Annotated in this window: 12 protein-coding genes; 3 read left to right on the top strand and 9 right to left on the bottom strand. The window is 69.6% G+C overall.

The window, feature by feature from the left end:
- The coding region (locus GUI43_RS34985; protein ID WP_112700245.1) for a M14 family zinc carboxypeptidase at positions 1 to 2,561 on the bottom strand (2,561 nt) is incomplete at its 3' end.
- 175 nt (positions 2,562 to 2,736) lie between these two features.
- Here GUI43_RS34985 and GUI43_RS29245 point away from each other — a divergent pair.
- Positions 2,737 to 3,093: an effector-associated constant component EACC1 gene (locus GUI43_RS29245; RefSeq protein WP_225854975.1), complete on the top strand. Its 357-nt coding sequence runs from the start codon at positions 2,737 to 2,739 to the stop codon at positions 3,091 to 3,093.
- Positions 3,094 to 3,150: 57 nt separating this feature from the next.
- Here the strand turns inward: GUI43_RS29245 and GUI43_RS29240 are convergent, their stop codons facing one another.
- A complete protein-coding gene (locus tag GUI43_RS29240; protein WP_112700243.1) occupies positions 3,151 to 4,494 on the bottom strand; it encodes a glycoside hydrolase family 18 protein in 1,344 nt (447 codons plus the stop codon).
- Positions 4,495 to 4,639: 145 nt separating this feature from the next.
- Here GUI43_RS29240 and GUI43_RS29235 point away from each other — a divergent pair, with 145 nt between their 5' ends.
- Positions 4,640 to 5,524, top strand: a complete 885-nt coding sequence (locus GUI43_RS29235) for a bile acid:sodium symporter family protein (protein WP_112700242.1) — start codon at positions 4,640 to 4,642, stop codon at positions 5,522 to 5,524.
- A gap of 60 nt (positions 5,525 to 5,584) precedes the next feature.
- Here the strand turns inward: GUI43_RS29235 and GUI43_RS29230 are convergent, their stop codons facing one another.
- From GUI43_RS29230 to GUI43_RS29215, 4 genes are all read right to left on the bottom strand, one after another.
- Positions 5,585 to 6,004: a PPOX class F420-dependent oxidoreductase gene (locus GUI43_RS29230; protein WP_030337921.1), complete on the bottom strand. Its 420-nt coding sequence runs from the start codon at positions 6,002 to 6,004 to the stop codon at positions 5,585 to 5,587.
- 85 nt (positions 6,005 to 6,089) lie between these two features.
- On the bottom strand, positions 6,090 to 6,545 hold the full coding sequence (locus GUI43_RS29225) for a pyridoxamine 5'-phosphate oxidase family protein (RefSeq protein WP_112700241.1): 456 nt from the start codon (positions 6,543 to 6,545) through the stop codon (positions 6,090 to 6,092).
- 11 nt (positions 6,546 to 6,556) lie between these two features.
- Positions 6,557 to 7,183 (bottom strand): VOC family protein, encoded by a 627-nt coding sequence (locus tag GUI43_RS29220; protein ID WP_112605356.1) that lies wholly within the window; start codon positions 7,181 to 7,183, stop codon positions 6,557 to 6,559.
- A gap of 96 nt (positions 7,184 to 7,279) precedes the next feature.
- Entirely contained in the window at positions 7,280 to 7,690 is a 411-nt protein-coding gene (locus GUI43_RS29215; RefSeq protein WP_112700244.1) for a VOC family protein, read from the bottom strand.
- Positions 7,691 to 7,759: 69 nt separating this feature from the next.
- Between GUI43_RS29215 and GUI43_RS29210 the strand changes: the two genes are divergently transcribed.
- Entirely contained in the window at positions 7,760 to 8,653 is an 894-nt protein-coding gene (locus GUI43_RS29210) for an NAD-dependent epimerase/dehydratase family protein (protein ID WP_112605327.1), read from the top strand.
- Position 8,654: 1 nt separating this feature from the next.
- Here GUI43_RS29210 and GUI43_RS34980 read toward each other — a convergent pair whose 3' ends face one another.
- The 3 genes from GUI43_RS34980 to GUI43_RS29195 form a co-directional block, all read right to left on the bottom strand.
- Complete coding sequence (locus GUI43_RS34980) at positions 8,655 to 9,758, bottom strand: glycoside hydrolase family protein (RefSeq protein ID WP_112700240.1); 1,104 nt, start codon at positions 9,756 to 9,758, stop codon at positions 8,655 to 8,657.
- A gap of 139 nt (positions 9,759 to 9,897) precedes the next feature.
- Positions 9,898 to 10,740: a carbohydrate ABC transporter permease gene (locus tag GUI43_RS29200; RefSeq protein ID WP_112700239.1), complete on the bottom strand. Its 843-nt coding sequence runs from the start codon at positions 10,738 to 10,740 to the stop codon at positions 9,898 to 9,900.
- Positions 10,730 to 11,695, bottom strand: coding sequence for a carbohydrate ABC transporter permease (locus tag GUI43_RS29195; protein ID WP_112700238.1), 966 nt, complete (start codon positions 11,693 to 11,695; stop codon positions 10,730 to 10,732). The genes GUI43_RS29200 and GUI43_RS29195 overlap by 11 nt, the downstream gene beginning before the upstream one ends.
- Positions 11,696 to 11,703 lie beyond the last annotated feature (8 nt).

Below are 11,703 nucleotides of genomic sequence, written 5' to 3'. Positions count from 1 at the left end.
ACCGGCGCGGCGGCGGCGCTGGCGCGCGCCGCGTCGACGCCGGCCGGACGCCGGGCGTCGGGCCCGGCGGTCGCCGGGTAGAGCAGCGCGTTGGCGACCAGGTGCAGACCATTCTCGTTGTACGCGCGGAAGAGCGGATTGAACGCGAACAGCACCGCCCGACCGGCGCCGGTCGGCTCGTCGACGACGGCTGCCGTGCCCTTCAGCGTCTCCGCCCCGACTGTGAAACCGTTGGCCCAGAAGGTGTCACCCGTCGGGTAGGTGAGCACGTTCGTCCCCGTGGTGCTCGGGGTGAGGATCGGGTCGCTGTTGTTGAACTCGAAGTCCTCCGCCGGGCGACCCAGCGCCACCGGGCTGTCCTCGTCGACGTCGACGCGCAGGTGCGAGCCGATCACCAAATAGTCCGCCGGCTTGGTCTTCTCAGTGGTCGAGGTGAGCCCGGCCGCCCGGGCCACCCGGGTGCCCTCGTTGCGCAGCCCGAGGTAGGTGTGGCCCTGGCTGATCCAGTTGCGCAGGTTGGCCTGCCCGGTGGCGGTGAGACCGCCGGTGGCGCTGCTGCCGTCCGGCACCAGCAGCACGGTACGCCCGGTGAACGCCTCGGTGTTGTCGTTGATGTCGGCAGTGGTGACCGGTGTGAGGTCGAGCCCCCACCGCTTGCCGAGCACGTAACGGGCCTCGCCGTGCGAGCCGGAGGTGGTGGAGATGCCGGTGCCCTGGAACAGCCCCACGTCGGGCAGGTCGAGGCGGGTGCCGGAGGGCCGACCACCCGGGGTGAGGCTGACCCCGAGGGATTCGGCCAGCCCGTCCACGGTCCGGCTCACAGCGGTGGCCGGGATGGCGACAGTGCTGGTCGTGAGGTCACGGACCAGGGGTACGCCACGGCCGAGCAGGCTGAAGGTGAACTCCGCGGCGGCGGCCGAGTCGAGCGGGTACGTGTACGAGCCCCAGGGCCACGCCGCACCGGTGCGACCGCCGGCGACCTTGCGTACCAGTTCGGCCCTCGGCCGGACGGTGTCTCCGGTGTAGATGGCGTTGATGCCCATCAGCAGCGGGTTGCTCCAGGACGACACGTCGTAGAAGTAGGGGAACGGGACGTACGGGTCCTCGCCCATGATGGCCTGGATCCAGTGCTTCTGCGGTTGGTCCATCGGGATCCAGTACGCGCCCTTGGGCACTGTCACGTTGGTGGCGCTGCGCCCACCGAAGACCCGCGCGGTGGGCACCCGGGTCGCCTTCTGCACCTCGTACACCTCGACGTCCATCCGGCGCAGCCGCTCGACGAGTTGGCGGACGTCGGCGAGCTGCCGGTCGGGCAGCAGGAAGTACGAGCGGATGGTGAGGTCCGGCACCGGGAACTGGACCTCGTTGGTGGGCTGCACCACCTCGTTCGGTTCGAGGGTGCCCGCCCTGCCCTGGGCGAGCGCGTCGGTCCAGATGTCGAAGTAGCCGTCCAGCACCTCGCGCTTGTTCGCGGCGGCCCAGCCGAGCGTCGACCACTGGGTGTGGAACTGCTGCTGGACCCGGTCGGCCACCGCCGACGCGCTGCCCTTCTCGTACGTCATGCCGGCCGCGCCGAAGCCGGTGGTCGGCACCGTGTCGCCGTAGCCCATGAAGAACATGTCGTACGTGTCGTAGTTGAAGTAGCACTCGGTGAAGGCGGTCTCGTCGCAGGCCCCGTTGAAGCCGAAGCCGGCCTTGTTGGCCTCGCCGATGCGGTTGATCCAGTCCACCGCCTCGCTGGCGATCTCATGGTGGATCGGGTCGGCGTTGGGCGGGAAGAAGTACTGCCGGCCGCCCATCTCGTGTGCGTCGATGAACACCTGCGGCGGGTAGCGGCGCAGCAGTTCGAGCTTGCCGTCGGTCTCCTGCTGGGTGCGGGCGAACCAGTCCCGGTTCAGGTCGAAGCCGAACTCGTTCTGCCGGCGGGTCGCGTCGCGGCCGTCCGGGTTCTGGGTGGGGACGATGATGGTGACCAGGTTGTCGTTGCGCTGGGCGACCGCGCAGGACAGGCCCGCCGCCAACTCGTACAGCGTCTTGAGCGCCGCGTCGGCACCGCTCTTCTCGCCGCCGTGCACGTTCGCGGTGACCCAGACGATGGCCGGGCTGTCCTTCGCCGTCCGGGCGGCCGTTCGCGCGCTGGTCCGGCGCGGGTCGCGCAGGTCCCGGATGTCGTCGGCGATCTCGCGTAGCGCGGCGGGCCGCACGTGGCGTTCGTTGGACACCACCGCGTACGGCAACGGCTGGCCGAGCACGCTGGTGGTCATCACGCCGGTGACGACCCGGTTGGAGGCGCGGTCGACCGCCCCGAGGTAGGTCCGGACCTCGTCGTTGGTGACGACCCGCTCCTGCCCGGCGCCGAGCGGGAAGCCGAGCGCATTCTCCGGAGTGGGCACCGTGCCCAACCGGGCGGTCGGGTCGTCGCTGCACCGGGGGGGCGGGGCGGCGCTCGCGGTCGATGTGCCGCCGAGCAGGGGGACCATGCCGAGCAGGAGGGCGATCGTGGCGGCACTTGCCAGCCGCCTGGCGGGGACCATCCGGAACGGACGTGTCGATGGGGCCATGAGTCGTGTTTCCCTTCTCGGGAACAACCTCGCAGTGGCCGGAGCCTATGAACCGCCGATACGGCGGTCAAGGGTAGATCGATATTGCCGACTACTCGGCGTGCCGGTTCCGACGCGGACTGGCAGGATGGTGGCGTGGGCTTGTCGTCGTCTGGGAGGAGGAGCCGTGCCGGAGATGATCACGCTCTCGGTCCATCCGGATCTTCCGTCCGCCGATGCTCGGCGTTCGCTGGCGTCCTGGCTGCGCGCTGAGGATCGGCTGCGGGAGGGGGTGACCACGACGTCCCCCGACGGGATGTCGGCGGACACCACTGACGTCCTGCGGGTAGCGGCCAGCGACGCGGGCGCCGCCATGGTGCTGGTGCAGGCGATCGCCGGCTGGCTGACCCACCGCCGCGACGATGTGACGGTGAGACTCACCCGGCCCGACGGATGGTCGGCCGAGGTGGACGTGCACCGGGCTCGGGACATGGACCAGGTGACAGCGCTCATCGAGGCCGCTGTGCGCGCGGTGACACCCGCCCAACGGTGAACGACCCGCCGCCGGCCGAGAGGTCGGCCGGCGACGGGCCGGGTGGATCGGGTACGGCTACCAGGTCGTCAGGCCGAGGCCGATCGTCTTGGTCAGCGTGGCGTTGTCGTCGTCGCCGTCGAGCGACCAGATCATGGCGCCGGCCAGGCCGGCCCGTCGGATGTAGAGCATCTTCTGCATCACGACCGCCGGATCGTCGTACGTCCACAACGTCGTACCGTCGAACAACCAGGCGTGGCCGGCGCGCAGGTCGCGGTGCACCGTGTAGCCGTTACCGGCCAGGGTCTTCAGCTTCTTGTAGTCCTCGTACCCGGCCTCGAAGGTGGCCGGCGCGGGCCCGGTGGCCGGCTGGAACAGGCCGTTGCCGCTGCCGGTGATGCCGGTCCAGCCGCGACCGTAGTAGGGGATGCCGAGCACGAGCTTGTCCCGCGGGGCGCCGCGGGCGATCCACCCGTCGATGGCCACCTCGACGGAGAAGTCCGGGTTGTCCGGGGCGCCCGCCGGAACACGCAGCGCCGACTGCTGGTTGGCCCGCGCGTCCCAGCCGCCGTGGAAGTCGTACCCCTGCACTGTGGCGAAGTCCAGGTACTTGAAGATCCTGCTGCCCTCGTAGCCGGCGTCCATGGTGGCCGGGCTGGCCGGCAGGAACGCGGTCAGCGGGTGGTGCGCGCGGGTCGTGCGACCGTACGCGTCGAGCTGCCGGCGGAACTCGGCGAGCAGTTTGGTGAAGTTCTCCCGGTCCTCCGGGCGGATGACGTTGCCGGGCTCACCCTCCCAGTTGGGCCACTCCCAGTCGAGGTCGATGCCGTCGAAGACGCCGGCCCCGGCGCCCGGGCCACCGGCGGCGCCGTCACCGCCGGGCAGGTTCCCCTTGAGGTAGAGGTCGATGCAGGACGTGACGAACGCCTTGCGGGAGGCGTCGGTGCGGGCCGCGTTCGAGAAGTACGTCGACCAGCTCCAGCCGCCCAGCGAGATCAGCACCTTCAGTTTGGGATGCTTGGCCTTGAGCTTGGCGAGCTGGCCGAAGTTGCCGTTGAGCGCCTGGCCCGGTGCGTCCGCGACGCCGTCGACGCTCTCCTCGGCCGGGACGGGACGCTGGTAGTCGGCCCAGGCGTCACCCTCGCCCGGCCCACCGTCCACGTAGCAGCGGCCGTCCTCGCTGACGTTGCCGAAGGCGTAGTTGAGGTGGGTGAGGCGGCTCGCCGCCCCGGAGGTTTCGAGCTTCTTGACCGGGAAGGCCCGGCCGTAGATGCCCCACTGGGTGAAGTAGCCGACCCGGTGGTAACCGGTGCGGCGCTGCTGGTTGTCGCCCGCGCTGGCGGCGCTGGGCGGGGCGGCGGTGAACAGCAGGGCCGCCAGGGTGACCACGGCGGTGAGACGGCGGTGGCGGAATGGTCGCATCGGCACACTCCCACGAGGCATCAAGCAGAATTAGTAAAGAGACTTATCTGATTGATGAAGTTAAGCCGATCACCGTCCGGGGTCAAGAGCGTCCAGCCACATGGGGGATTGTTGCGGCGTTACCCGGTGGTAACGATGTTGTGCCATGGACTCCGCCCTGACTCTGATCGGCCTGCCCATCGCCCTCGGCATCATCATGCTCGGTCTGGGTCTCGGACTGACCACGGCGGACTTCCGCCGGGTGGCCCAGCATCCACGCGCCGCCGTCATCGCCCTGGTGTGCCAGGTGCTGGTGCTGCCGGCGCTCTGCTTCTGCCTCGTCCTCGCGTTCGACCTGGCACCCGAGCTGGCCGTCGGCATGATGCTGCTGGCCGCGTCCCCGGGCGGCACCACGGCCAACCTCTACAGCCACCTGTTCGGCGGGCACGTGGCCCTGAACATCACCCTGACCGCCATCAACTCGGTGCTCGCCGTGTTCACCCTGCCGATCCTGGTCAACCTGTCGGCGGCGTACTTCCTGCCCGACGGCAGGAGCATCGGCCTACAGTTCGACAAGGTGCTCCAGGTCTTCGCCATCGTGCTCGTCCCGGTCGCGATCGGCATGCTCATCCGGGCCCGGCTGCCGCACCTGGCCGAGCGGCTGAACCGCCCGGTCCGGATCCTCTCCGTCGTCGTGCTCGTCGCGGTGATCGCCGGGGCCGTGCTCGGTGAGCGGGAGAACATCGCCGACTACTTCGTCTCGGTCGGCCTGGCAGTCCTCGCGTTCAACCTGCTCAGCCTCGCCATCGGGTACGGGGTGCCGCGGCTCGCCGGTGTCGACCGGAGCGCCGCGACGGCGGCCGGTTTCGAGATCGGCATCCACAACAGCACCCTCGCCATCACGATCGCGCTCAGTCCGGCGCTGCTCAACAGCACCCAGATGGCGATCCCGGGCGCCGTCTACGGCATCGTCATGTTCTTCACCGCGGCGGCCTTCGGCTACCTGGTGACCCGCGTCGGCGCCCGGTCCACCACCGCCCTGACGCCCTGACGGCTGGTGCCCCTGTCGCCCCGACGGCAGCCGTCAGGGCGACAGGTCGGGCGGCAACGGTCAGCCGACCTGGTTGTTGTCCTTCTGCGCGCCCCAACCGTGCCAGCGGTCGATCTCGATCAGGGCACTGACCCGGGCACGTTCCCGGCGTGGGTACGCGTTGCCCGTGTAATGCTTCGACAGCCGGTCGATGTCCGCGAGACCCTCGTCGGGGCGCAGCTCGGTGACGTGCCCGATGATGCTGACGTGGGTGTACCAGCCGGCCTCGTCGAGCACGGTGAGAGACACCCGGGGGTCGTTGCGGACATGCTCCAGCCGGCGGCGGCTCTCGTCCATGTTCACCAGGATCCGGCCGTCCTCCCACAGGTACCAGGTGGCGGCGGACACCGGCTGGCCACCATTGCGAAGGGTGGTCATGACGGCGGGGTTCGGCTTCTGGAGCATGGCGACCGCGGCCTCGGGAAGCGGTGGCTTGGACATGAAGTCTCCTCGTCGCGACAACGTTTACCCCTGCACGTTACGCACCCGCCCGCCCCGATCATGGTGCTACAGGTACATCGCGCGGTCAGCCGAGCCAGCGGCCGTCACGCATGACGACGCGTCCCTTCAGCTCGTTCGCCTCCCGCCAGGCCTGGATGCGCTGCGGTCGGATCAGAAAGTACTGGTAGGGCTCATCGAGACCGCTCGGGTCGAAGCCCGTCTTGGTCGCGAACGCATCACCCGTATCCGGGCCGAGGTCGGCGATGTCCACCGGCTCGGCGATGCCGTCGACGATGACGACGTCGCGCGTCGGCCCGAGGCTGAGTCGTACCCGGCCATCCGCCACCAGGTTGCGGCCGGTGACCGAGGCGCGCGGCGTTGAGACGAGGAAGGAGGCCCCGTCCCAGAGAAACGAGAGTGGGATGAGGTGTACGCCCCCGGGGGAGCCCGCCGTCGCGACCCAGAGGTCGATGTCGCTCTCCAGTTTGGCGCGAGTGTCCCGAAGCCTCTGCTCAAGCCCACGCGGCGCGACGTCCGTCATGCTTCCTCCAGTCACTTCGCGGTCGCCAGCGATGCGGCTTCCCAGGCGAACCCGTCCGGGTCGGTGAAATGCCCGCCGTCGCCGCCGATCGTGAGTCGGTGCGACCCGGTGCCGTCGGGGGCGACGCCGACGTCCTTGGCGAGGGCACGACGTCGGTACAGCGCCAGCTTCACGGGGCTGGACCCGGCAACGAACTCGACGTACATGCGGCCGAAGCTCTTCGCCACGGCAAGGCCGCGCTCGACGTAGAACCGCTTGCTCGCAGCCACGTCCGCGACTCCGAGCAGGAGCACGATCTCGTCGATCTGCCGGGTAGCCGGGCCGCTGTCCTTCTTCGCCGAGGTTGCGATCTTCCAGATCGTCCCGTCCGGGGCTTGCACGACACCGCCGTAGCCCCAGAGCGACTTCGCGGCAGGCTTCAGCGACGTGGCACCGGCGTCCAGGGCGGCGCCGATGAGGCCGTTGACGGTGGCCGGCTGGGACACCGTGAGCGCCAGCGTGAACCCACGGAAGCCGCTTGTCGGTGCGTCCGAGGCCCGCAGGCGAATCTGCTTGTCCAGACCGAAGGCGGCGGTGTAGAAGCGCTGGGCAGCTGCGGGGTCGGCCACGTCGAGGGTGACGGATGCGATGGATGTCATGCCGATCACGCTATTTGCGGCCGGGCGACCGGCGCTTCTTGATTCCTGACCGGTCTCGTCAGCTGTCCCGAACGGCGCACACGAGGACCGGGCGGCTCAGCGAAGCTCTTGGATGCGGACCAGGTTGCCGGCGGGGTCGCGGAAGGCGCAGTCGCGGATGCCGTACGGCTGCTCGGTCGGCTCCTGGACGACCTCGGCGTCGCCGGCCTGCACCTTCTCGAAGGTGGTGTCGAGGTCCCGCGTGGCCAGCAGGATCCAGCCGTAGGTGCCCTTGGCCATCATCTCGGTGATGGTGCGGCGCTCGTCCTCGGTGGCCCCGGGGTCCGCGGCCGGCGGCGCCAGGAGGATGGACGTGCCGGGCTGGTCGGCGGGGCCGACCATGATCCAGCGCATCGTGCCCTGACCGACGTCGCTACGGACCTCGAAGCCGAGGGCGTCGCGGTAGAAGGCCAGGGAGGCGTCCGGGTCGGTGTGCGGCAGGGAGCACGTGTGAATCGTGATGTCCATGTCGATCATGCTAGGGGTAACGCCGTACCCGCGTGTGGGTCCCCGTTTGCCCCCGGCGAAGATGTGGTCATGAGCAATTCCGCACTGCCCAGGCGTGTCGTCGTCACCGGTGCCACCGGCAAGCTCGGCCGTGCCGTTGTCGCCCACCTGCGCGCCGTGGGCGTCGACGTGCTGGCGGTGGACCGCGCCGGTGGCCGCGACCCACGCGACGTGAACGGCGAGTTCCTGCTGGTCGACCTGACCGACTACGGGCAGGTGGTGGAGGCGTTCACCGGGGGTGCCGACGAGCACGCGGGTGACGTCGACGCGGTCGTGCATCTCGCGGCGGTTCCGGCCCCCGGGCTGATGTCGAACGCGGCCACCTTCGCGAACAACTCCGCCGCCACGTACAACGTGTTCGCCGCGGCCCGGGCGGCCGGAATCAAGCGGGTCGTGTGGGCGTCGAGCGAGACGGTGCTCGGGCTGCCGTTCGACAACCCGCCGCCGTACGCGCCGGTCGACGAGGAGTACGCGCCACGGCCGGAGTCGACGTACTCGTTGAACAAGGCCCTGGAGGAGGAGATGGCCCGGCACTTCTGCCGGTGGGACCCGGAGCTGGTCATGGTGGGGTTGCGCTTCTCCAACGTCATGGACGTCGAGGACTACGCGCCGTTTCCCTCGTTCGACGCCGACCCGCAGCTGCGGCGGTGGAACCTGTGGGGCTACATCGACGCCCGCGACGGGGCCCAGGCGGTCGAGCGCGCCCTCGCGCACGACCAGCCCGGTGCCGACGTCTTCGTCATCGCCAACGCCGACACCGTCATGAGCAGGTCCAGCGCCAGCCTGATGGCCGAGGTCTACCCGGGCGTCGAGATCCGTAAGGAGCTGGGTGAGCACGAGACGCTGCTCAGCATCGACAAGGCCCGCCGGGTGCTGGGGTACGAGCCGCAGCACTCCTGGCGGGACCACGTCGACGTGCTGTAGGTCAGCGCGCCGCCTGGTAGGCGCGGCCGACGGCGGTGGCGGTGCTCCCGGTACGGAACAGGCCGGTCTGGTCCTTGTCCGTGGCGGGCAGGCCGAACCACGCGTACCGCTGTAGCCAGGACAGGCCACCCAGCATCCGGGTCGCCGCGGTGAGGAACGCGGCCTGCTGTGCCTGGGTGGGGAAGCGGACGCCGTTGGAGAAGTCGATCAGGGCGAACTCGGTGAGCCAGATCGGCAGCTCGTACCGGTCGTGCACGGCCTGGAGGTACGACTCGAGCTGGTTGACGGCGTTGGCGGTGGTGAAGTCGCCGCCGTACCAGTGCAGGGCGATGAAGTCGACGCGGTAGCCGCGTTGCTTCGCCCCGGCCATGAACCGGTCGAGCCATTCGCCCGGCCGGTCGCCGCCCCAGGCCACCGCCGGGCTACCCAGCGGAAGGCCGGTGGCCTGCAACTGCGGCCACAGCTCCAACGCCTGCTCGACGGTCATCTCCGCCTGACCCTTCAGGTCCGGCTCGTTGAACCCGAGCAGGTGGCGGCCGTTCTTCTTGGCCTGTTGCAGGTTGGTGGCGGTGACGCTCTTCGCCCCCCAGATCATCGGGACGAACTCGGCGCCCTTCGGGCTGGTGACGCCCGGGTGGGCCAGGTCCCAGGTGTAGTACCAACTCGCCCCGGAGCTGGCCAGCGCCTGGCTGACCCCGTCGAAGGTCCACACCCCGACGCCCTTGCGCTTCGAGGTCGCCGTCGGGGCCGCCGGGGCGACCGGACGTCCCGTTGTCGGCTTCGCCGTCGGCGTCGGCGTCGGGGTCGCTACCGCCGGGCTCGTCGTGGCGGCGGGTGTGGTCGCGCTGGGTGCGCCGGGCTGCGGGCTCGTGGGCGGCGGCGCGTCGAGCGCCTGCGTCGCCGCCGGGGCGGGCGTCGGCCCGGTGGGCTGCACCACGACGATCACACCGGTCACCAGCACGGCGACCACGGCGGCCACGAGGAGCGGCCACAGCAGACGCTGCGCGCCGATCGGAAGGCGGCCGAGCATCCCGCGTCGGGGTTCCGCGTGGACGCCCCGGTTTCCGCTCGCGGCGTCCGCTTCACCCTGGCCGGTTGCGCGCATCGTCTCGACTCCCTCGTGTGTGGTCGCAGCACTGTTGCATGCTGCGGTGGCGGGGGAACCCCGCCACCGCCTCACCTCAGGAGACTCGCCGGCCGTACCCGGATAACAGTTTCGTCGGCCCGGAGCAGCGTCAGATGGATCATCCTTTCAGACCGGTGTGGGCGAGGCCCTCGATGAACTGCCGCTGCGCGATGACGAACACGACCAGGACGGGCAGCGCCGTCATCGAGGCCGCCGAGAGCTGTACGTCCCACATCGGTCCGCCGTACGCGTCGACGAACTGGGTCAGCGCCTGCGGCAGGGTGAACTTCTCCGGGGTGGACAGGAAGACGATCGGCTCCAGGTAAAGGTTCCAGCTGTGCAGGAAGGTGAAGATCGCCACCGCGCCGAGGGCCGGGCGGGCCAGCGGCAGCGCGATCCGCCAGAAGGTCGCCAGCCGGCCCAGCCCGTCCACCCGGGCGGCTTCCTCCAACTCGCCGGGCAGGGTGATGAAGAACTGCCGCATGATGAAGGTGGCCAGCACACTGGGCGCGCCGAGCGTCGGCACCAGGATCAGCGGCCAGTGGGTGTCGATCATCCCGACCGAGTTGAACATCTGGAACAGCGGCACGATGGTCACCTCGCTCGGGATCAGCAGGCCCACCAGCACCACCAGGAAGAGCGCGTGCTGACCACGGAACCGGATCCGGGCGAACGCGTATCCGGCCAGCGACGAGACGGCGAGGGTGCCGACGGTGACCACCGCGGCGATGTACGCGCTGTTGAGGTACTGCTGGGCGAACGGTTGCAGCTCGAACACCCGCCGATACGCCGAGAAGCTCAGCTCGGTGGGGATCAGCGACGGAGGGAACGCGAAGATGTCGCTGACCGGCTTGAACGACGAGGTGACCATCCACCAGGTCGGGAAGACGAATGGGATGGCCAGCAGGCAGATCAGCCCATAGATCGCCACCCGGGCCCGCAAGGGGAGCCTATTGTTCATGGAAGACCCACTTCCTGCGCATCCGCCACTGCACGACGGTCAGCGTCAGCACGATCAGGAACAGCAGCACCGACAGCGTCGAGCCGTACCCGAACTGGTGGAACTGGAAGGCCTGCTGGTAGAGGTAGTAGACGAGCACTGTGGTCGAGGTGCCCGGGCCGCCCTGGGTGAGCACGGCGATCTGGGCGAAGACCTGTAGCGCGCCGACCACGGTGATGATCGAGGTCAGCAGGATGGTCGGGCTGATCAGCGGCACGGTGATCCGACGGAACTGGGTCCACCGGCTCGCCCCCTCGACCCGGGCCGCCTCGTAGAGTTCGGCGGGCACGCCCTGCAACGCGGCGAGGAACAGCACCATGTTGAGGCCGACGTTCTTGACCACCTGGACGACGATCACCGACAGCAGCGCGGTCCATTCGCCGCGCAGCCAGTTCGGGCCGTCCAGGCCGACCGCGCCGGCCACCCCGTTGACGCCGCCGTTGTCCTGAAGCAGGAAACCCCAGACGATCGTCCAGGCGACCAGCGAGACCACCACCGGTGAGAAGAACAGCGTCCGGAACACCACGGTGCCGCGCAGCCGCTGGTTGAGCAGGACGGCGAGCAGCAGGGCCAGGGCGAGGTTGAATACGACCAGGCCGACGGAGAAGAACAGCGTGCTCCGGAGTACGCCCGGCAGCTTCGGGTCGTCGACCAGCTCGCGGTAGTTGTCAGTGCCCACGAAGTCGAAGGTGTCCGCGAGCACGTTCCACTCGTGCAGGCTGTACCAGACCACCAGGCCGAGCGGCAGCAGCACGAAGAGGGCCGTACCCACCAGTTGTGGGGTCACGAAGAGCAGGCCGGCGAGCTGATCACGTCGACGACTGGTCCACCACCGGCGTCGCGGCGACGCTGCCGTGCCGCCCGGGGCGGGCCGGGGCTCAGCCCGACCCGCCACGTTGTCCGTCAGGACCGGCATCGCTGATC

It is taken from the genome of Micromonospora noduli (genome assembly GCF_003264365.1).
Classification (GTDB): Bacteria; Actinomycetota; Actinomycetes; order Mycobacteriales; family Micromonosporaceae; genus Micromonospora; species Micromonospora noduli.
The sequence above is the reverse complement of the archived record's forward strand: the minus strand, read 5'-3'. Positions and strand labels throughout refer to the sequence as shown.

Coding starts and splice junctions, on each gene's coding strand:
- GUI43_RS29245 (WP_225854975.1), top strand. CDS start 2,737: ATGATCACGCTCTCGGTCCATCCGGATCTTCCGTCCGCCGATGCTCGG.
- GUI43_RS29240 (WP_112700243.1), bottom strand. CDS start 4,494: ATGCGACCATTCCGCCACCGCCGTCTCACCGCCGTGGTCACCCTGGCG.
- GUI43_RS29235 (WP_112700242.1), top strand. CDS start 4,640: ATGGACTCCGCCCTGACTCTGATCGGCCTGCCCATCGCCCTCGGCATC.
- GUI43_RS29230 (WP_030337921.1), bottom strand. CDS start 6,004: ATGTCCAAGCCACCGCTTCCCGAGGCCGCGGTCGCCATGCTCCAGAAG.
- GUI43_RS29225 (WP_112700241.1), bottom strand. CDS start 6,545: ATGACGGACGTCGCGCCGCGTGGGCTTGAGCAGAGGCTTCGGGACACT.
- GUI43_RS29220 (WP_112605356.1), bottom strand. CDS start 7,183: ATGACATCCATCGCATCCGTCACCCTCGACGTGGCCGACCCCGCAGCT.
- GUI43_RS29215 (WP_112700244.1), bottom strand. CDS start 7,690: ATGGACATCACGATTCACACGTGCTCCCTGCCGCACACCGACCCGGAC.
- GUI43_RS29210 (WP_112605327.1), top strand. CDS start 7,760: ATGAGCAATTCCGCACTGCCCAGGCGTGTCGTCGTCACCGGTGCCACC.
- GUI43_RS34980 (WP_112700240.1), bottom strand. CDS start 9,758: ATGCGCGCAACCGGCCAGGGTGAAGCGGACGCCGCGAGCGGAAACCGG.
- GUI43_RS29200 (WP_112700239.1), bottom strand. CDS start 10,740: ATGAACAATAGGCTCCCCTTGCGGGCCCGGGTGGCGATCTATGGGCTG.
- GUI43_RS29195 (WP_112700238.1), bottom strand. CDS start 11,695: ATGCCGGTCCTGACGGACAACGTGGCGGGTCGGGCTGAGCCCCGGCCC.